At 44.0% G+C, this 20,020-nt stretch carries 10 protein-coding genes; 9 read left to right on the forward strand and 1 reads right to left on the reverse strand.

What is annotated here, in order from left to right:
• Window positions 1–478 precede the first annotated feature (478 nt).
• The 7 genes from EI981_RS07955 (at window position 479) to pgmB (ending at window position 10,046) form a co-directional block, all read left to right on the forward strand.
• Window positions 479–2,236, forward strand: a complete 1,758-nt coding sequence (locus tag EI981_RS07955; protein WP_227011765.1) for a sensor histidine kinase — start codon at window positions 479–481, stop codon at window positions 2,234–2,236.
• Complete coding sequence (locus EI981_RS07960; protein ID WP_126997025.1) at window positions 2,233–3,783, forward strand: response regulator; 1,551 nt, start codon at window positions 2,233–2,235, stop codon at window positions 3,781–3,783. Before EI981_RS07955 ends, EI981_RS07960 begins: the two co-directional genes overlap by 4 nt.
• A 94-nt stretch (window positions 3,784–3,877) precedes the next feature.
• Complete coding sequence (locus EI981_RS07965; RefSeq protein WP_126997028.1) at window positions 3,878–5,155, forward strand: ABC transporter substrate-binding protein; 1,278 nt, start codon at window positions 3,878–3,880, stop codon at window positions 5,153–5,155.
• Between the two features lie 15 nt (window positions 5,156–5,170).
• The gene (locus tag EI981_RS07970) at window positions 5,171–6,046 is read left to right on the forward strand and encodes a carbohydrate ABC transporter permease (RefSeq protein WP_126997030.1); all 876 of its coding nucleotides are present in this window, start codon (window positions 5,171–5,173) and stop codon (window positions 6,044–6,046) included.
• On the forward strand, window positions 6,046–6,876 hold the full coding sequence (locus tag EI981_RS07975) for a carbohydrate ABC transporter permease (RefSeq protein WP_126997032.1): 831 nt from the start codon (window positions 6,046–6,048) through the stop codon (window positions 6,874–6,876). Before EI981_RS07970 ends, EI981_RS07975 begins: the two co-directional genes overlap by 1 nt.
• A 94-nt stretch (window positions 6,877–6,970) precedes the next feature.
• On the forward strand, window positions 6,971–9,367 hold the full coding sequence (locus EI981_RS07980; protein WP_227011766.1) for a glycoside hydrolase family 65 protein: 2,397 nt from the start codon (window positions 6,971–6,973) through the stop codon (window positions 9,365–9,367).
• A 1-nt stretch (window position 9,368) separates the two neighbouring features.
• Window positions 9,369–10,046 carry a beta-phosphoglucomutase gene (gene pgmB / locus EI981_RS07985; protein ID WP_126997034.1) on the forward strand — a complete coding sequence of 226 codons (678 nt, stop codon included), beginning with the start codon at window positions 9,369–9,371 and terminating at the stop codon, window positions 10,044–10,046.
• A 157-nt stretch (window positions 10,047–10,203) separates the two neighbouring features.
• Here the strand turns inward: pgmB and EI981_RS07990 are convergent, their stop codons facing one another.
• Entirely contained in the window at window positions 10,204–11,031 is an 828-nt protein-coding gene (locus EI981_RS07990; RefSeq protein ID WP_126997036.1) for an AraC family transcriptional regulator, read from the reverse strand.
• Window positions 11,032–11,463: 432 nt separating this feature from the next.
• Here EI981_RS07990 and EI981_RS07995 point away from each other — a divergent pair, with 432 nt between their 5' ends.
• Both EI981_RS07995 and EI981_RS08000 read left to right on the forward strand, forming a co-directional pair.
• Complete coding sequence (locus tag EI981_RS07995) at window positions 11,464–14,688, forward strand: RHS repeat domain-containing protein (RefSeq protein ID WP_126997038.1); 3,225 nt, start codon at window positions 11,464–11,466, stop codon at window positions 14,686–14,688.
• A 45-nt stretch (window positions 14,689–14,733) separates the two neighbouring features.
• On the forward strand, window positions 14,734–20,016 hold the full coding sequence (locus EI981_RS08000) for a polymorphic toxin-type HINT domain-containing protein (RefSeq protein WP_126997040.1): 5,283 nt from the start codon (window positions 14,734–14,736) through the stop codon (window positions 20,014–20,016).
• The last annotated feature ends 4 nt before the right edge of the window (window positions 20,017–20,020 follow it).

Consider the following 20,020-nt stretch of genomic DNA (forward strand, 5'->3'; position numbering starts at 1 on the left):
TAGAATTTATAAGTTATCAGCGGAGCTGATGAAATTCTATATCGCAAGAAAACCTACCTTTGAATCGCGGTCGCTCATCCTTGAATGACTTCGATCGGTTTTCTTATCAAAAGCGGACTTTTTGAACAACCTCTAATTGGTGCTGCTTATGAACATTATAGAAAAAAGGCATACTTCGCACTCGCCAGTTTATGCAGAAACCTAGTCAAAAAATGCGCTTTCGTAAAATACTTGACGGGGATTACTATGGAGTAGGGCTTTATAAAGGCAGCCCTGCGAGCCTGAACACGAACGCGGAAGTGGCGATTCTGAATAATTCGTTGATAAATTTACTTCAAGTAGATAAAATATTATCAACCGCTTTCATTTTAAATCATATAATCCCTCATTTGACCCGTCCGTTCCTCAAAAAACGGAATCATAGTCTGGGCAAGGGGGATTCTTTTGTAATAATAGTCTGAGATATAGGGGGAGTATGATGAAGTGGCTAAAAGGGAGTTTGTTTAGAAAAATACTGATTATTATGCTATGCGTTGCGATCCTGCCCTTTTTACTGGCGAGTTTATTAGCTTATCGTACAATTTCAAGCTCTATGAAGCAGCAGGTAATCGACTTGAATCAGAATGCAATGGAAATTATATCCAACAATTTAAAAATTTATTTTGACGATTTGAATATGTTGACAAGCTCTTTTTATGTGGATCCGCAGTTAATGAGCTACTTCCGCTCTACGGAAACCTCCCCGCTCCAGAAGCTCTATATATACAACAAAGTGAACACGATGTATATTAGTCGTTCTGAGTTTCATGGGGTTCAATATATCAGCAAAACTAAAAATCTTACATTTACCTCTTCGGATGTAAACAACAACGATATTAAAAAAATGCTTGGCGACTATGATGAGATCAAAGGTGAAGCTACGGTTTATAGTGTAAAGAATCTGGGCGGCAAACAAGTACTGTTGATTCAGAAAAATCTGGTGGATTACCCAGGCTCGGCAGTTCTGGGAACGATTAATATTTATGTAGGCCTGAGTGAAATTGACAAGTTGATTCATACTCAGCTCCTACAGGACAGCGCCTATTTCCTGCTGATTAATCAACAAGATCAGTTTCTATATAGCTCGCTGGAGCAAACAAGCGGAGTTCAGCATCTTCAAAGCAAGATGATTAACGGCAAAGGTTCCTTCGAAGGGGAAATGAACGGGAAGAAGGGGGTTTTCATTTATTTGAAAAATGCGAACGATAACCTGCCCTTCACTTTAGTGAAATATGTATCCGACTCAGTCATAAATGAGTCCGCTTACAAGACGATGAGCCAGTCCGTGGTCATCCTGCTGATCGCAATTATCCTTGTCGTTGTTCTTGCTGTTATTCTATCTTACTTCATCATCCTCCCGATCAAAAGACTGCTCCGCAGCATGGTCCGGGTTGAGCAGGGCCACTTTGACATTAAGCGGGAAAGTCAGAGGACGGATGAACTTGGCATTTTGGAAAACCGCTTCTATACAATGGTCCAAAATCTCGATGAATTTATGAACCGGGAATACCGTTACAGACTGGAGTTGTCAACAGCCCAATTGAAGATGCTGCAAGCGCAGATTAATCCCCATTTTCTGTACAATACGATGCAGTATATAGGTACGGTTGCATTAAAAATGAAAGCTTACGAAGTCAGCGACAAGATCGCCGAATTAGGATCTATTTTGCGTTACAGTATGGATTTTCGCAGCGACGTTGTCATGTTAAGCATGGAAATTCATCATATCGAAGATTATATGTCCATTCAATTGGGGAGGTTCAAGAATAAATTGACCTTCGACATGGCTTGTCCCCCGGAGGCGGCTTCGATCGAAGTACCGAAGATGCTGCTTCAGCCGCTGATTGAGAATAGCATTGTCCACGGGATTGAGCAAGGTCGCGGATACGGAAGCATCCGGCTTGAAATTGAATTGAGCCCACAGGAAGAATCGGAAAATAAAGCCTTGTTGATTCGCGTAATCGACAATGGGAAGGGAATACCGGCTGAGAAAATCGCTGAGATTCGCAGCGATTATTTAGAGAATAAATTGCATTACGGTCAAAACGGAATTGGATTAATTAACGTATTACAGCGGCTGCGGCTGCGCTACGGATCTGATTTTTCGTGGGAAGTGACAAGCGTACCGTATGAAGCAACGATGATTGCATTGAACATTGGATTGGACCAGGCCGAAGAGAGGAAGGACCCGAAATGAGAGTATTAATTGTTGATGATGAAGAACATGTTAGAGAAGGAATTGAACTAGCGGTGGATTGGGAACAGCATGGCATTGACGAGCGGCTCCAAGCTGAGAATGGCAGTCAGGCATTGGAGCTCATCCGTGAATATAAGCCGGAGATTGTCTTTTGCGACATGAGCATGCCGGAGATGAACGGAATTCAATTGCTGGATCTCATTCGTCGTGGTTTTCCGGACATTCAGGTTATTGTCGTTAGCGGATACGATGATTTTATTTATACTCAGGCCACGATTCGAGCCAAGGGCGTGGATTATATATTGAAGCCTTTTAAGAAAAGGGATCTTGAGCAAGCGCTGTTACAGGCCGTTGACTTATGCAAGCAGCGTGTGAACAGCCAGCAGGCCAGCCGGGATACAGGGTTTCTTGTTCAGCAGGCTGACTATGTCGTGATGGAACAGAAAATGTCTCAATTGTTAAAGGGCGACGATACATCTATAGCTGATGTGGAGAATTATTGCCGGAACTTCGGATTATCACCGGATTGCGTAAGGATTTCGTTGATCTTGATGAGGAATGGCTCTCGTCTGCTGAAGCAGCGTTATGACGGGGATAGCAGCCTGTTCTCTTTCGCTGTAAAAAATATGGCGCAAGAGACGTTAGCAGGATATGAGAGCCATCTTCTTTTTTGTTTCGAGGAAGAATTATGGGTTTTGGTTACAGCAGAAGCCTCGGTCAGCGGGGTGAGGAATTCCTTGAATTTCTATATTAACAAAATGACAGCGGCATGGAGTTCGACGATCGGGTTGGAGACATTTACCGGAGTGAGTCAATATGTTTCGAATTTACTAGGGATTCAACAGCAATATTCGAGCGCGCGCGCTGAGTTGATCCAATCTCCTGTCATAGCCGGAGAGCGGTCAGATCTTGATAAACCATCGTTATCCGATAGGGAACTGCAGCTTAACATTGCGTTGGAGAATGGCGATAAGCTACGGGTTGAAGAGTTAATCCGCGGATTTACAGCTGAGCTTGGACAGTACGGGCATCTTAGTCTGGCAGAGCTTCAGCGTTATACCAAAGAAGCTAATTATATGCTTGAACGGGCCATCCTGCAGATGAACAAGGATATGGAAGGCATGTCGTTATCTCCATGGATTAGCTGCATCAAGGAATGGGAGAGCAGATGGATTCAACAATGGTGGCGGCTGATCGAAGAAGGTGGGAACAGCGGTTACGAGGGCAGAAGCATACAGCTGATCCATGACTATATCGAACAGCATTTTCACGAGAATTTCTCCCTGAATGAACTGGCGGAGAAATTCCATTTTAGTCCTCAATATATTGCGAGGAGATTTAAGGAGAAGTACAACATGACCATCATTACTTATCAGATGGAACTGCGCATGCAGAAGGCAAAATCCCTGCTGGAATATACCGATCTGCCGGTGGTCAAAATCTCTGAAATGATCGGCTACCAGGATGAGAGCTATTTCAGCAAGGTGTTCCGTAAACAGCATGGTTTGCCCCCATTAAAGTACCGCAAGAGAGTACAAGGTTCATAAAGTACTATTTTGAGTGAAGATAGTCTATGTTTCGACATCAGCGGAATTCTTAGAATAGAAGTGTAGCAAACAACAACTTAGGGGGTAAATAAAGATGCGCAAGGTTATGTTAATGCTTCTCACCAGTGTCGTAGCTTTGTCCATAATCAGCGGCTGCGCTGGCGGAAGCAGCCCGAAGAACAGTGAGGGATCTAGTGCTGATTCGGGAAGTTCGAATGGCAAAGTGACGATTAAGATTATGGATTTCAAGACGGAGATCACCGATAAAATCAAAGCGATGGCTGCTGATTACATGGCTGAAAATCCAAATGTCACGATTGAAGCTCAGGTTACCGGCAATTATGATACCCTGTTGAAAACTCGTTTTGCGGCTGGCGATGGACCGGATATTTTCATGACGAGAGCTTACACAGACATTCAGGATTGGTCGGAAAGACTTGTTGATTTGTCCGATGAGCCGTGGATGGATAAAGTGATCCCGTCCTCAGCGCCAGGGATGACTGTTGACGGCAAGAAATATGGTTTCCCGCTTGCCGTTGAAGGCTACGGATTCATCTACAATAAGGATATGTTCGCTCAAGCAGGTATCGATAAGCTGCCCGCAACATTAACGGAGCTGAAGGAAGCCAATGAGAAATTGAAGGCCGCGGGCATTTCTTCCTATTCTGAAGGCTACAATTCGTTCTGGGTGCTTGGCCAGCATTTGTTCAATCTTCCGTTCGCTTATGAGCCGGACTCGGAAGGTATGATCGCGAAGATGTACAAAGGCGAAGCAAAGATTGCTGATTTGAAAAACTTGGACGGGTTCTTTGATGTTTTGGACATGACGATTGACTACGGTAAAGGCACGGATACAATCGGCCTTAACTATGATAATCAGGTTTCCGATTTCGCCTCCGGGAAGACGGCCATGATGCAGCAAGGCGTATGGGCCATCGACTCGATCACGAAGATCAATCCTAATATGAATATCGGGATGTTTGCGATTCCTCTGAACGACAATCCAGAAGATACGAAAATGCCGGTAGGTGTGTCGACTTATTATTCGATTAACAAGGATTCCAAGGTGATCGAAGAGAGCAAGAAGTTCTTGACTTGGCTGCATGAGAATGGTCAGAAGTATATCGTGGACTCTTATAAGATGATTCCTGCTTTTACAGATTTGGAAACGACGCCTGACCTCGGTCCATTGGCAGAAGATCTGGACAAGTACTTGAAGGATGAGAAGACGCTGATTTGGTCGTTCCAATTGTGGCCGTCCGGTATTGCAGAAGACTTCGCGGTACCTCTTCAGGCCTATGTCGGAGCCCAATATGATAAAGATCAGACTATCCAAGAATTGCAGAACATTTGGGATCAAAAAGCAAAATAAATAGGAATGATTAATATGACAATTAAATCACGCGGGTGGTGGATATATGCGGCTTTTGTCGCGCCGGCTATCCTGTTCTTCACATTAATAATTCTAATTCCCTTCCTGAGAGCTATTATCTTCAGCTTTCAGGAGTGGGATGGAATTAGCAGCAATATCAGTTGGGTCGGATGGAGAAACTATCAGAATTTGTTCCACGATGCTTCGTTCTGGAGGTCCTTTAAATTCACGACGAAATATGTGGTCGCAACCACAATTTTGCTGAACGTATTCGGATTATTGCTGGCCCTTGGCCTGAACCGGGCGATCAAGTGCAGGAACCTGCTGAGGACCGTTTATTTTCTGCCCTATGTTATGGGCTCTGTCATTGTAGGTTTCATCTGGAAATTTATTATTACGAATCAATTTAGTCAAATCGGAGCGGCAACCGGCTGGGCTATTTTCCAAAAAAACTGGTTGAGCCTGCCTGATTATGCCTTCTGGTCTATCGTTATGGTCGCTGTGTGGCAGTCTATCGGTTATTTTATGATCATCTATCTATCTGCGTTGCAGGGCGTTCCTAAGGATTTGGTAGAGGCCTCGGAGATCGATGGGGCTGGGTACTGGAGCAGAATGCGAAATGTCGTATTTCCGCTGATCAGGCCAGCGATCACGATCAATCTTTTCCTGGCTATTGCCAACGGGTTTAAAGGTTTTGACCTGAACTACTCCTTAACGGGCGGAGGTCCCTTTGGCACAACCCAATCATTAGCCTACCATATTTACACAGAGGGCTTTGGAAGAAATATGTTCACTTACGCCTCCTCCAAGTCCGTTATATTCTTCCTCATTCTCGCTACGGTCACTATTGTCCAGTCACTTGTGCTGAAGCGCAGGGAGGTAGAGATGTAATGAAAAAGCTCGAAAAAAGATTGAATTGGGTCATATTCGCTATATTATTTGTGATTGCTATATTTGTATTTTTTCCGTTGTATGTAACGTTTGTGAATTCATTCAAATCCTATAATGAGGTTGTTTCATCGGTTGCGTCGCTTCCTAGCACACTTCATTTCGATAATTTCAAGACGGTATGGACGCAATTGAATTTTGGCGGGGTATTCATGAACTCGCTGATCATTACGGTCATCTCCGTAGTCGGCATCCTGTTGATCAGCGCACCTGCGGCCTATCAATTTGTGCGCCGCCCTGGTTGGGTGAGTACAGTACTGTTCATGCTCATCCTGTCATCGCTGGTCATTCCGTTCCAGACATTGATGATCCCTCTGGTGAAGGTTGCTAGTGAGATGTATATGATGGACTCGATTGTCGGGGTAATTATCATGTATTGGGGCTTCGGAATCCCCTTGGCCGTGTTTCTGTATAACGGATTTATCAAATCGATTCCCCGTGAGCTTGAGGAAGCCGCTCTGATTGACGGCAATGGCGTTGCCGGAGCGTTCTTTCGCATCGTGCTGCCACTGCTGAAGCCGATCACCACAACGATTGCGATCCTGCATTCGCTATGGATCTGGAACGATTTCCTGCTTCCGTTGATTACGCTTAGCTCCAAGAAGAATCAGACGATTCCGCTTGCTTCATCGGTTTATTTCGGGCAATACATGAATGAATGGCATTTGGCGATGGCTGCTCTAACTATGGCGTCGATCCCGGTCATTATTTTCTTCATCATGATGCAGCGCAACATTATCGATGGAATCACGGCGGGTGCGGTCAAAGGCTAAACAGCGGCTTAAAGAAAGTTAGAAATGGTTGATGCCCGTCCTCCCTCTTCTCGGTGGGGTGCGGGCATTTTATATGGCATGGAATGGAAACTAAATGAATGACTTGTGGTGCGGGAAAAGCATCGGACAGGAGGAAATGGTCATGGGAATGAAATATGATCTGGGGACGGGGGAGGAGAAGAACTGGATCGTTGCCGAGTCGTCCTTCTCCAGCAGCTTGCTTGGGAAGGCCGAGGCAGTCATGTCTCTAGGCAACGGTTATATGGGTCTGCGCAGCGCTGCGGAGGAGCCATATGTAGGTGAAGTCAGAAATCTGTTCGTAGCCGGAACTTTTAACAAATCAGATGCGCAGGAAGTGTCGGAGCTCCCAAATGCTGCTGACGTGACGAGAATGAATATTTTCATAGATGGGGAAAGACTGGATGCGTCTGTGCGGACGGAGGATTATGTGAGGGCCCTGAATCTGAAGACCGCCGAATTAATAAGGTCGTTTATCTGGACAACCTCTGCCGGCAAGCAGGTGGCATTGAAGTTCAGAAGGTTCGTGTCGTTGGATAACCTGCATGTGATTGCTATGAAGATGGAACTGGAGGCGCTGAGCGATAATGTGGATGTGAGCGTTGAGAGTGGCGTGAACGCCCAGGTATCCAATAGCGGGGCACAGCATTTCTTTGAAGGCGAGAAGCGAATCTACGACAAGAAGTATGTGGAGATGGTGACGAGAACGGTAGAATCGAAGATTGACTTTATGTTCCATACGGTACATCATGTTACTCTCGCAGGTGTGGAGCTAAATCAGCCGTTTATGCGGATGGACCGCAGATTGATTATGCTCAGCTATCAAGGAACCCTCATGAAGGGGCAGAAATTCTCGCTGGAGAAGCTGACGACGGTGCATACCTCCCGGGATAAAGAGTTTAAAGGTATGACGCTGCAGGAGATGCGCGACTGCGCTCTATCCTCCTTGAAGCAGTGCGCGGCTGAAGGCTATGAAAAATTATTCGCCCGGCATGCTCGCGCATGGGAGCAGAGGGTGTGGAAGCTGTATCAGTTGAATATCGAATCGCAGGATGATTTTGATATATTGGCCGCCCGCTTCGCACTCTATCATTTAACGGCAATGACTCCGGCCCATGACGAGCGGATGGGAATCGCAGCTAAGGGACTGAGCGGCGAGGGCTATCAAGGTCATTCCTTCTGGGATACGGAAATGTTCATTCTTCCGTTCTTTATTTATTCCAATCCCGAGGTGGCGAGATCGCTGCTGATCTATCGTTATTTAGGTCTTGAGGGTGCGCGAAAAAAAGCGAGAAGTAACGGCTACGAAGGGGCCATGTATCCATGGGAAGCCGCTTGGCCCAGCGATGGTGAGATGGCCCAGGAATGGGGACGGGTGGATATCGTCACCGGCAAGCAGACGAAGATCTGGACCGGTTTTATCGAGCAGCATATTACTGCCGATGTAGCCTTTGCGGTATGGCAGTATTATATGGTAACCGCCGATCAGGCCTTCATGGACGATTATGGCTATGAGATTATTTTGGATACGGCCCGCTTCTGGACCAGCCGCCTGGAATGGGATGAGGTAAGCGGGCAGTATTGTATTAATGATGTGATCGGCCCCGATGAGTATAAAGAACACGTGGATAACAATGCGTTTACAAACTATTTTGCCCACTTCAATATCCAGCTTGCTATGGAATACTACAGTAATCTGAAGGAGAGCGATTCTGACGTATTTCATCGTTTGAATGAGCTTCTGGATCTGGAGCATGCAATGGAAGCCTGGATGAAATGCATCGATAAAATTTATCTTCCCCAGCCGGGAGAAGGCCTTGTTATTCCGCAGGATGATACTTACTTGACAAAGCGGATCATCGACTTAACGAAATATAAAAACCAGACGCATGTGAATACGATCTTCGAGGATTACAGTCTGGAGCAATTGAGTGATATTCAGGTGTCCAAGCAGACAGATTTGATGATTCTCTTCTATTGGTTAGAGGACAGGTTCACCAATGACGTGAAGATTGCCAATTACAATTACTATGAGCCGAAGACGATCCATGACTCTTCCTTGAGCCTGTCAACGCACGCGATACTTGCCAATGACCTTGGCGACCGTTCTCTCGCTTACCGACTGTTCAGGCAGGCCTGTGAAATCGATTTGGGACCCGAAATGAAGTCTTCCGACTTGGGAATGCATACGGCCTCCATCGGTGGTATTTGGCAGGTAATCGTGATGGGCTTCGCGGGAATTCGCATGCTGCATGGAGAATTAAGGATAAATCCGGAGCTGCCGGAGCATTGGAACAAGCTGGAGTTTATGATCAATTGGCAAGGACAGCGCCTGGAATTGGAGATCACGGCGGACCAGCTTGTCGTCAAGGCAACGGAACAGGTTCCGGTCAAGCTGGATGTGTATGGGAAGGAATACTGCTTCGACGATGTGTTGACGGTAAGCCTGACCGAAGCGAGAGGAGAAGACTAACATGAAGCTGCAAGCCGTATTATTCGATCTGGATGGCGTCATTACCGATACCGCAGAGTATCACTATTTGGCATGGAAGCAAATGGCGGAGCAAATCGGAATCGAAATCGACCGTGCCTTTAACGAACAGCTCAAAGGAATTAGCCGAATGGAGTCCCTGGAGCGGATATTGGTTCATGGGCGCAAGGATGGCCAGTATTCGATGGAGCAGCGTCGGCAGCTGGCCGCAGATAAGAACAAGCATTATGTGTCACTGCTTGCCGGGCTTGCTCCAGAGCATGTCTATCCGGGGATTGTTGAATTGCTCGGTCAGTTGGCAGAGCATCATGTTCCTGCCGTATTGACGTCTGCAAGCAAGAATGCTCCGCAAATATTGGAGTCGCTTGGACTGGCGGATCGCTTCTATGCGATTGTGGACCCTGATGGCATTCCCGGCAAGCCCGCCCCCGACATCTTCCTGAAGGGAGCAGAATTGGCAGGTGCCGATCCGCGATACTGTATCGGGATTGAGGATGCCCAAGCTGGTATTGAAGCGATAAAGGCGGCAAGGATGTTCGCAGTTGGTATCGGCAAGCCCGAACTGTTGGGAGCTTCAGGCGCGGATATCGTATACGATAGCACTGTTAAATTGAGTTTAACTTCGCTGTTGCAGGCAGTGAAGCAGGACTCATCATTATAAGTTTTAACTAAAAAAATCAGGGCTGTCCCAATTCATCGGAAGATGACCAGGGGCGACCCTGTTTGCATTTACACACATTTAGAGCTCTTCGTAACTGTTGCGCTCATTGACGAGCAGACTGGTGAAGATGAGGGACAACAGAATAACATACGCTCTTCTATTGAAAACTGCTGCGCGTGTCCGAGGGAGAGCATCCTTTCAGCTCTTTGTACACTCGATTGAAGGTGCGGATGCTGCCAAAGCCGCATTCCAAAGCGATATCTGTGATGCTGGAATCCGTATTCACAAGCTGATGCTCTGCCATAAGCACCCGGATCGTATTGAGATAAGTTTTGAAATTCATACCGATCGCTTTTTTAAAGGAACGGCAGAAGTGGGATGGATTCATCTCAAACCGCTCCGACATCATCTCAACGGACAGGTCCATCGCATAATTTGCCTCGATAAAAGAAATAATCTTATGGATTTTGGCTCGTTTATACTCAAACCGCTGGCTGGAGCTTCGGTCAAAGGGAACGGTAGGCAGATACCTGCACAAGGTTCCGAACAATTCCAGCAGACAGCTTTTGATGTACATCGGGTAGCCCGTCCGGGCGTTCTCATTCTCCTGGAACATTTGACGCAGTAGACTGCCAATCCGTGAGAATTCTGGCTGGGTGGAATCGATAAATGGCGACTCAAAACGAAAGTCAACAGGCCAGGTTTTGGCCGCTCCAATCAGCTCCGGCTTGAAGATCAGCATGAATACTTCAGACTCCAGATCCTTGCTCACATAATAGTGAATATCATTACTACAGCAAATGACCATGTCCCCCGCCTGCAGCTGTCGCTTCTCTTCATTTACTCCAACGATAATATCGCCTCGCTCCACATAGACGAGTTCCAACTCATTATGGAAGTGCGGATAAAAGGATAGATTGCTAATCCGATGGATTTCAAGCGGCAGCTCGGCATCCATGTTCCAATTTTGATAGACCGATTTCATATATATCTCCATGATCCATGCGTAAAATTTTGTGTTTATTGGCTTTAGTTCATCATACCGAGTTAGGTAATTATTGTCTAATGGGTTGAACGGTATATTTTTTTGTCTTCGGTATGTAGATATTCAGATATTTATGAAAAATCAGAAAAAAATCATTGCTGATTTATGAGAGTTTTGGGGTGTTAAAACTAGGGCTTGGGGTATCGAATATTTAAGTTTAAAAGTATATTTTAGGAAGAAAGTAAAGTAGTTGAAAATAATATAATGTTGACGGGTGGAAGGACGTAAGCTGAAAGTCCCTTCATAAAGGTCATCTTCAATATCAATAGAGGACGGCTTTTTATTGTATAGGTACATTTTTCCTATTTAGGAACAATCAAGGATAGGCGATGAAGTATATGTATCTATAATTTTGGAAATGGAGGTTATTTGATGAAAATGAGGAGACTACTTCTCTCTATGTTGTCTATTCTTCTGCTTTTAGGAAGTATGAGTTCTACCTTAGCTAAAGAGAGTACAGACCTCGAAGCAGGTATCCATTTGACCCAATCTCTTGAAAATGATCTTGATTCAACCCAGGTTGAAGTGCAAAAGGAATTATTCCAGGGGAACATAGAACTTTCTGGAGAGCAATTGGAAGATCAAACAGTAACCGAAAGTGTATATCAAATTGGATTATATGCAGAAAAGACACAGCTGGTGATCTACCCTGGGGAAAGCGTTCAGTTTACAAATGATACGAACACTCTTCTGTCTGTTTCAACAGATGCCAAGTCAACGAATGATATTCGTTATGATTATGTCTCCTACAATTCTGAGGGTAAGGTCTCCTCTGACGATTTAGAACATACAGGAAGTGTTAGTGTTTACTCTAAAGGTGGGAGAACTGTTATCACCGTGGACTACGGGTATCCTTTAACCGTAAGCTTTAATTCTGAGATTACTTATTCTTATACTTCAAACCCCGCTTTATTAAAAAAGAAGCTTTATCGTGGTGAGAGCTATCTATTTTCGAATCAAGCCTATGCGGCTAGAAATATCATGAGTGATGCAACCACTAGCAATGGAAAACGATATGATTTTGCAGTTTATAAGAATAATGGAGCGCTTGAAAGATCTAGTTTCGAATCCTCAGCAAAGCCTTCGTTCAGTGTTGGAGATGAAATTATTTTGACAGGAGCTTCCGATACTCCAGTTACTGTGGCTGTTCCATATGAAGGTTTTTTTGGATATGAAACAGAGGAGCCCGCTTATGATAGTGTCCTGCTCTATCCCGGCGAAAGTTATCAATTTACGAATGTTGGAACGAAATCGGATCGGGTTGAGCATGCCGGAACTACTAAAGATAAATTCGATTATGTAGTATATAACTCCGACGGGACGGAAACCTCCCGGGGAACTAATACATCTACATTGCCTTTGGTGGCAGTGGGAAGATACGTTGTGCTTACACTGGTTTCGGAAAATCCAGTTCGCGTAGGAGCTCCATATCGTTCTTTCATGGGGGGGCAACGTAAAGATGATGCTATTAGTCGAGTCACTGTTTACCCAGGGGAGTCCTATCTATTTACAAATAACGGAACATTATTAAATCCGGTAAATAATAATGCTCGGGCAGTAGACGGTTTTTACGATTATACCGTTTATAAAGCCGATGGAGGTTACGCCTCCCAAGGATTTAATGCTATTAGCACTCCTCAATTACCTGCGGGTGGTATTGCAGTTATAACTGTTCAGGGTACGCATGCTGTTACTTTTGACTATACGGATGATTTTTCCGCCGAGCCAAGTGATGAACCTTCGCATTTCCGGGTAACGCTTACAGAAGGCAAAAGTTATGAATTTATGAACATTACTTCTTCTACCCGAATTCTGCGCAGCAACGCAACTTCTAGTAATCGTTTTGACTGGGTTGAGTATTACCCTGATGGAACACAGCAAGCAAAGCGCGCAAATACATATACAGATCCTCAGGTGTCTGGAGGTAACTCTATCGTAGTTACCGCAGTGTCGACTCCGGTTACATTTGGTGCAAATTATCGATTGTTTTCCTGGAAGAATAAGCCGGGTGAAGCGATTTCCAAAAAAGCTGTGCATTTGGGAGAGACCTATACGTTCAACAATACTGGCTCTCGGCTTATCACGTTAACCAGTGATGCAAATCAGGCGGGTGGTAAATATGACATAGCCGTCTATAACAATGATGGAAGAGTACACAGTGCCAAATTTGATGAGACGGGAAATGTAGCTATTCCGGCAGGGGGATATGCGATTATAACAGGGCAATCTGCAAGCCCAGTAACTATATCCTATACAGATGCGATTTTTGTATCATCCACTGAGTATCCTGCAATGCTCAGAGCTACCGTTTCTCTAGGAGATTCTTATACTTACAAAAATATAAGCAATGAAACGGAGTATTTATATAGCGACGCCTCTCCTAAAACAAATGAATTTGCCTATGTTATCCAGCGCCCGGATGGAACGATTTCGAGTGAAGGATCAAGCCGCTATACTTCAGTGCAAGTTTCGGCAGGTTATTCTGTTACTGTAATGCCGTTAACAGCTACTGTAACCTTCGGAGGTGTATACACCTCGTTTATAGGCACACCGGGTGAAAATCCTGAAGTTAAACAGGTCACTTTAAGCAAAAATGAAAGTTATTCGTTCACTAATATATCAACCACACAACAAAAGCTAACAAGTAACGCCGCAAAGAATCTGTTATCTATGTTTGACTTTGCCATGTATGGTTTGGATGGTAAACCGGAAAAGGCGGATTTTGATCAGGAAGGGAACTTGTCTGTTCCTGAGGGAAGTCAAGTCGTGGTTACAGTAGTTACAGACCACCCTGTTACCTTTACTTATGGGCAGGTCTTTCAGGCGACACCGAGTGTAGATCCGGCCCTATTGAAGAAAACACTGGAGTCCAATCAAAGCATCGGTTTTAAGAATAAGCGCTTTTTTGAAGCCAAGCTTACAACAAACGCCAGTACGGCTAACAAGCGATACTTTGATTACACCATTTACGATTCAAATGGAACGGTAATTAGACAGGGGGAACATTCAACAACTTCCTATGGAATCCCCCCTGGTGGAAAAATACAAGTAAAGACAACCTCGGAGAATCCAGTCATTCTTGTGGCACCATATCGAGTGTTTGAGTTTGTTGAAATAGATGAATATGAATTCGAGGAACTACTACATCGTCAGCGACTGTATGTAAACAAAATGGCGGGAGAGAACGGTTATTACCGCTTCGTAGCTCCTGAAACCGGACATTATCGTTTTGTTACTATGGAGATGAATTCGTTCATTCAGCAGCCGATATTGACTTTGTATGACCGTCCAGATTTGTTGGAACCGATAGGATCTAGCAAACAGAACAATCAGGAGTTTGGCCTTGATTATACCGTACTGGAAACGGATCTGGTTGTTGGGCAAATAGTTTATTTAAAGCTTTCAGAAGAACATGGTCTTCCATTGATGCTGCAGTTAACCGTATCGATAATGTCGTTTGCACCCGAAACGAAGTACCAATATACCAAGGATGGAAAGCTGCTTCAGATGACTTTTCCTTCGGGAGACGCTTTGATCTATGAATATGATCCTAACGGCAATTTGAAGAGAAGAGTGAAAAAAGTATTTCCGTTTTAATTTGAGCGTGTTGGCTGGTTCATAAGAACAATCGAGGTGATATAAATGTTTAAAAGAGTTGTTAGCTTAATATTATGTTTGACTCTGATCACTACAGGATTATTGGAAACTGTAGCCTACGGTGCAGGGGAGACGACTAGTAACAAAATACCGCAACCTAATCAAGTGGATATACAAAAAATACTAACCATCTCCGAGGTCATGCAACAATTTGGAGTTAGTACAGATTGGATGGATGAACAGTTATCCAAGGGTTATACGCTATATCAAATCTATATGGGGCTGCAAAGCGGAGAGGAGAACTACGAGAAAATTATTTCACAGTTTGATGTGGATCGAGAAATAGACAGGAAGTCCATGGAACTCCATGGGACTGCTAAAGAGGAAATCGCTCTTTTTCAAACTACAGATTTGTCATCTGACTATGATCAAGCAGCAGTTGAGCATCTCTCCCTACAAGATGAGTCTTCCTCACACGAAATCAACTTTGGAGAAGATACACTTTCTACTGCTACGGGGGATATGAGGCTCTACTATACAGATCTTTCGCTTCCGGGGACAATACCGTTCTCTCTTACCCGTATATATGACACTTCAAGAGCTAGTGAAGAAATCGGAATTGGCTTGGAAAACGGTACGTATGTAAACCAAACTCGTATTCGTAGAGAGGAACGCGATTCAGGAATAGGTCGTGGATGGAGATGGGCTCTCCCCTTCATCGAAGTACAAGAAGGTAGTAAAATCCTGGATTTTCCCGGCATAGGACGGTATAAGATATCTGATACGTTAAAGCTGGAAGGCTATCCTTGGAACAACCTTCTTCTGACGAAGGACGCTTCCAAAACAGTTGGAGGATTAACAAGCGAGACGAAGGTTTCTGTATTAAACGGGAATAGTTACTTCTTTAGTTCATCAGGCCATCTTCTCCTGATAACCGATAACTACGGAAGCAGAGTTGAATTTTATTATACTTCTCATGGGGAGGGGAAAGTACTCAACCGAATAGCTAATAGCGACGGTAATGAACTTTCCTTCTCTTATTCTGGAAACCGGGTAACAGTAACTCAACCGGGCACAAATAGAAGAATGGATTATTTCATTAAATCAGCAATTGATGGTCAACCCGTCTTAAGCGAGGTACAAGATGCACTTGGACGTAGTACCAAATATTTGTACTATTATACGGAATCTCATTTTAATTTTTTGGAATCGCTTATGGGACAAGAGGAACGGCAGCCTGTGAAGCATTCGGCATTGCTCCTGCGCATCGTTCATCCTAGCTCGGGAATTACGGAGTTCGACTATACTTCAGTTCGCAAACAAATCGGTCCTATAGCTACTGACTTTGCATATAAGACCAGCATGCGCAGAGATGTGTATTCAACTACGTCGGGTGACAATGAGCTACTACGGAAATCTATCACATATGCAGGAGAAGACTTGAACCAGTTTGGAAAGACTGTATCTTCGACGACAACGGTGAAGTCTTCACGATCAGAGGAAGAATTTAAATTCATTAAGAAATTTTATGCTAACACTCAACCTGATGTTTACTTCCTGAATGAGCAAAGAAGCAAAGAATCGACGACAGAATTTAGAATGCAATTTGCCTATGATAATTCAACCGGCTGGAATGTCCCTACTCAGGCCATTGAAAGTTATTTACAAGGGGGAGCCGAGTCTCAGCAATTAACGGTAAATTATCAATATAACGAACAAGGACAGATTTTAAAAGAAAGTTGGAGCACGGGACAAGAAAATGTTTATGAATACACAACTTCAACAGACTCCTATTTTTGGTCGCTGCCAAGCCAAATTCAATCAAAGATCAGCGGAGAGCAAAAAAGAGTTGAGCGGATTCAATATAATCCTCAAGGAGATGTATCTCAATTTGCGGTAAGAGAGAACAGTGGGAGCGGCAAATTGCTAGCCCAAACAGATCTGGAATATGATGACTTGGGCAATGTCATTATATCGAAGACTAAGGATGATAAACGGAACAACATCGTAAATTACTCGTATCAATCGCCTTACGGGAAGCATCTGCTGACGGAAAAATCGCTGACAGTTCACTCAATCACAGGAGGTTCATCTCTGTCGGGGGAGAAGTTCGACTATACAAAAGCGGGTGAGTTACTGACCTCCGAAGATGAGGTTGGAGACATTACTTCGTATACGTATGATGCACTGGGACGTATGACAAAAACGCAGTATAGCGATCAGTCGACCACCACGATACAGTACGATGATGTACTGAATAGAGTAACTGTGACAGGACCCGAAGGTATCGTGACGGTTGAGAAATACGACCCATTAGGATTATTAGTTGAAGAAAGTGTAAGTGATGCTTTATTCAAATATAAGTATGATGGGGAAGGAAATTTAGAGCAGGAGATTGATGCGGAGCAGAATAAGACAAGTTATGTTAATGATGGATTTGGTCGTTTAACGAAGACCATTTACGCCGATGGCTCTCAGGATGAGACATCTTATGATATGGTTAGAAGAACTGTAACTAATACAGATCCTGTTGGGGTGAAGTACCAGCAAAAATTGGACTTACTTGGAAACCTATTAGCAGTTGAAGAATGGAGAAATGGGGCTTTTGTAGCTCTTGAGCAAGCCACTTATGATTTATCCGGAAATGCGCTGGCCGTAACTGATGGAAAAGGACAGCAAACTCTCTATCAATATGATGCGTTGGGACGTGTTATTTCTGTAACTGATCCTGAGCAACGTACCACTTCATATAAGTACACCATGGCTGGAGATTTGAGCGTTATCCAGTATCCGGACAACAGTTATATAGAGAGAGAGTATGATGAAGCGGGTAATTTAATACGCCAAGTAAATGAAGAGCGTATGACCGAAATATTCTATTACGATGCTAAAGGAAATCTTACAAAATCGCTGGATCACGCGAGTCAGTTTACAGAATATCAGTACAACAAGGATAACTTGTTGACGAAGATTCAGGCTCCAGATCAGCAAATCCAGTACACATACGATGCCATGGGCCGCCGGATCGGTATGACGGATACTACTGGAAGTACAACCTATGATTATAATCCTTCAGATGGCTCTTTAGCCACGATTCATTATCCGGATGGAACGCGCATTAATTATACCTATAATAAGCAAATGCGGACGGGCTATACGTTGACGGATGTTTTCGGAAAGACGACAGGCGCTAGTTATACGGTAAATGAAATGAATCGGGTCAGTGCACTGGAAGTGCTTCATTATGCTGCTGGATCAAATCAATCGACACTAGCGGCTAAATCTAGTGCATCGGGTGCGATTGACAGGATCACGTTCGACTATAAAGCCAACGGACTGTTGGAAAAGGGTGAGTCAGGTAACGGACCGAGCATGTCCTTTAGCTATGAAGGTTATGAATTGACGGGAATGACGATAAACCCTGGGGTGACGGCTAAAAGTACGGTAGCGCCTGAGGTAAACGATGTTCCCGAAACCGATACGTCAAAGGGTTCCGATTCCATGACCACAGGAGATGTCTTGGAGACAGCAAACGAGGTGACCTTCGGAGTTTCCGAGTTGAGTGCGACCAAAGGTCATGAGTTTACGTATGAATACGATCTAAATAAGAATATTATCGGCCGGACGCAAAACGGTGCCGGGAATACTTTTACGTATGATCCGTTAAATCGGATTCATACCGAAAGTGGACTAAACAATAACAAAAAATACAGTTATGACGGGCGCGGTAATCTGTTGGATGTAGAAGGTCGCCCGCTTCGCGGATTATCGAATGCGGATTACACTTTTGACAGTTTGAATCGGTTAACGAAGGTTACAAGCGAGGACGGAACGGGAATCAGTTATATCTACAATGGTTACGGCCTGTTATATGAACGTATAGAAGGAAAGAAAAAATCCCGTTATTATTATGATGAAGAAGCCAAACTGATCGCCGAGGCTGATGTCAGCAGTGGAAAGGCAAAACTGATCTATACTTATATTTATGATTTCAGCGGTCAGCTTTGGTCTCGGGTGGATCAGACTACAAGCGAAGTGCAATATTATCAATTCAATGGTCATGGGGATATCGTTGGCCTGACCGACAGCCAAGGCAATCAACTGAATACTTACTCCTACGACATCTGGGGTAATCCTGAAACCGTAGAAGAGACAGTTCCGAACATCTTCCGATATTCGGGAGAGTATTGGGATAACGTGACCGATTTACAGTATCTGAGAGCTCGTTGGTATGATCCTAACTCGGGAAGATTTGTGTCGAAAGATTCATATGAGGGCAGTATCGATAATCCTTTGAGTTTGAATCGGTATTCGTATGTGCACAATAATCCTTTGATCTACACGGATCCTTCGGGTCAGTATATTATGCCAATGGGTCCAACTCCTTCGTTGACTTGTGCCGTAGATATTAAAAATTGTAAGACAAATCTTGATGCACAAATAAAAGCAAGTCAAGAAAATCTTGATATGCTTTATCTTGATGACGTTAGAACTTTAATGGACGATGGAGCAAGTAAGCTTGATAAAGGAATAGTTATTGTTCAATATATACCAGTAGTTAAAGCATACAAATTAGTTAAAAAGACAGAAAAGGTAATAGATTCAAGTAAGGATATTATAAAAACTACCAAAAAGCTCAATTGTAACTGCTTTACTGCTGGAACCAAAGTTTTAACAGACGAAGGGGAGAAACCTATCGAGGAAATCGAGGTAGGGGACAAGGTACTCGCCAAGTCTGACGAAACCGGAGAAGTGGCGTATAAAGAGGTCGTGGGGCTGTTCCAAAAACAGGCTAACGAAATTTACTATGTCCACATCGGGGATGAAATCATTGAGGTTACTGGTGAGCATCCGTTTTGGTTAGACGGCAAGGGATGGACGTTTGTTAAAGACCTAAAAGTTGGCGACTTGCTTGTTTCTAGCGATGGTTCTAAACTGGAAATAGATAAGATTGAAAAAGAGCCACGAGAAGCAATGGTCTATAACTTTGAGGTAGCTGATTTCCATTCTTACTTTGTTTCTAACCTTGGGATCTGGGTGCATAACTGCGCATTACAAAATGTGTATAAATCAATAAAAGATGCGCCACTTTACCCAAAAGGTTTTTCAGGTGCTAAAAACGGCACTGTAAAGAATAAGGTTAATAATACAGAATTACTTGAGGAACTACGAGCTATTGAATCTGGGACGTGGCACAAAATTTACAAGGATGGCGTGGATGCAAAAGGTAAGAAAATCTCTATTCACTACTTTCAAAGTCAATCGGGTCAAGTGTTTAATGTCAAGGTGAAAAATGGATGGAGTAACTCCTCCAGTAAAATGCCTTAATAGG

It is taken from the genome of Paenibacillus lutimineralis, assembly GCF_003991425.1.
Lineage (GTDB): Bacteria > Bacillota > Bacilli > Paenibacillales > Paenibacillaceae > Fontibacillus > Fontibacillus lutimineralis.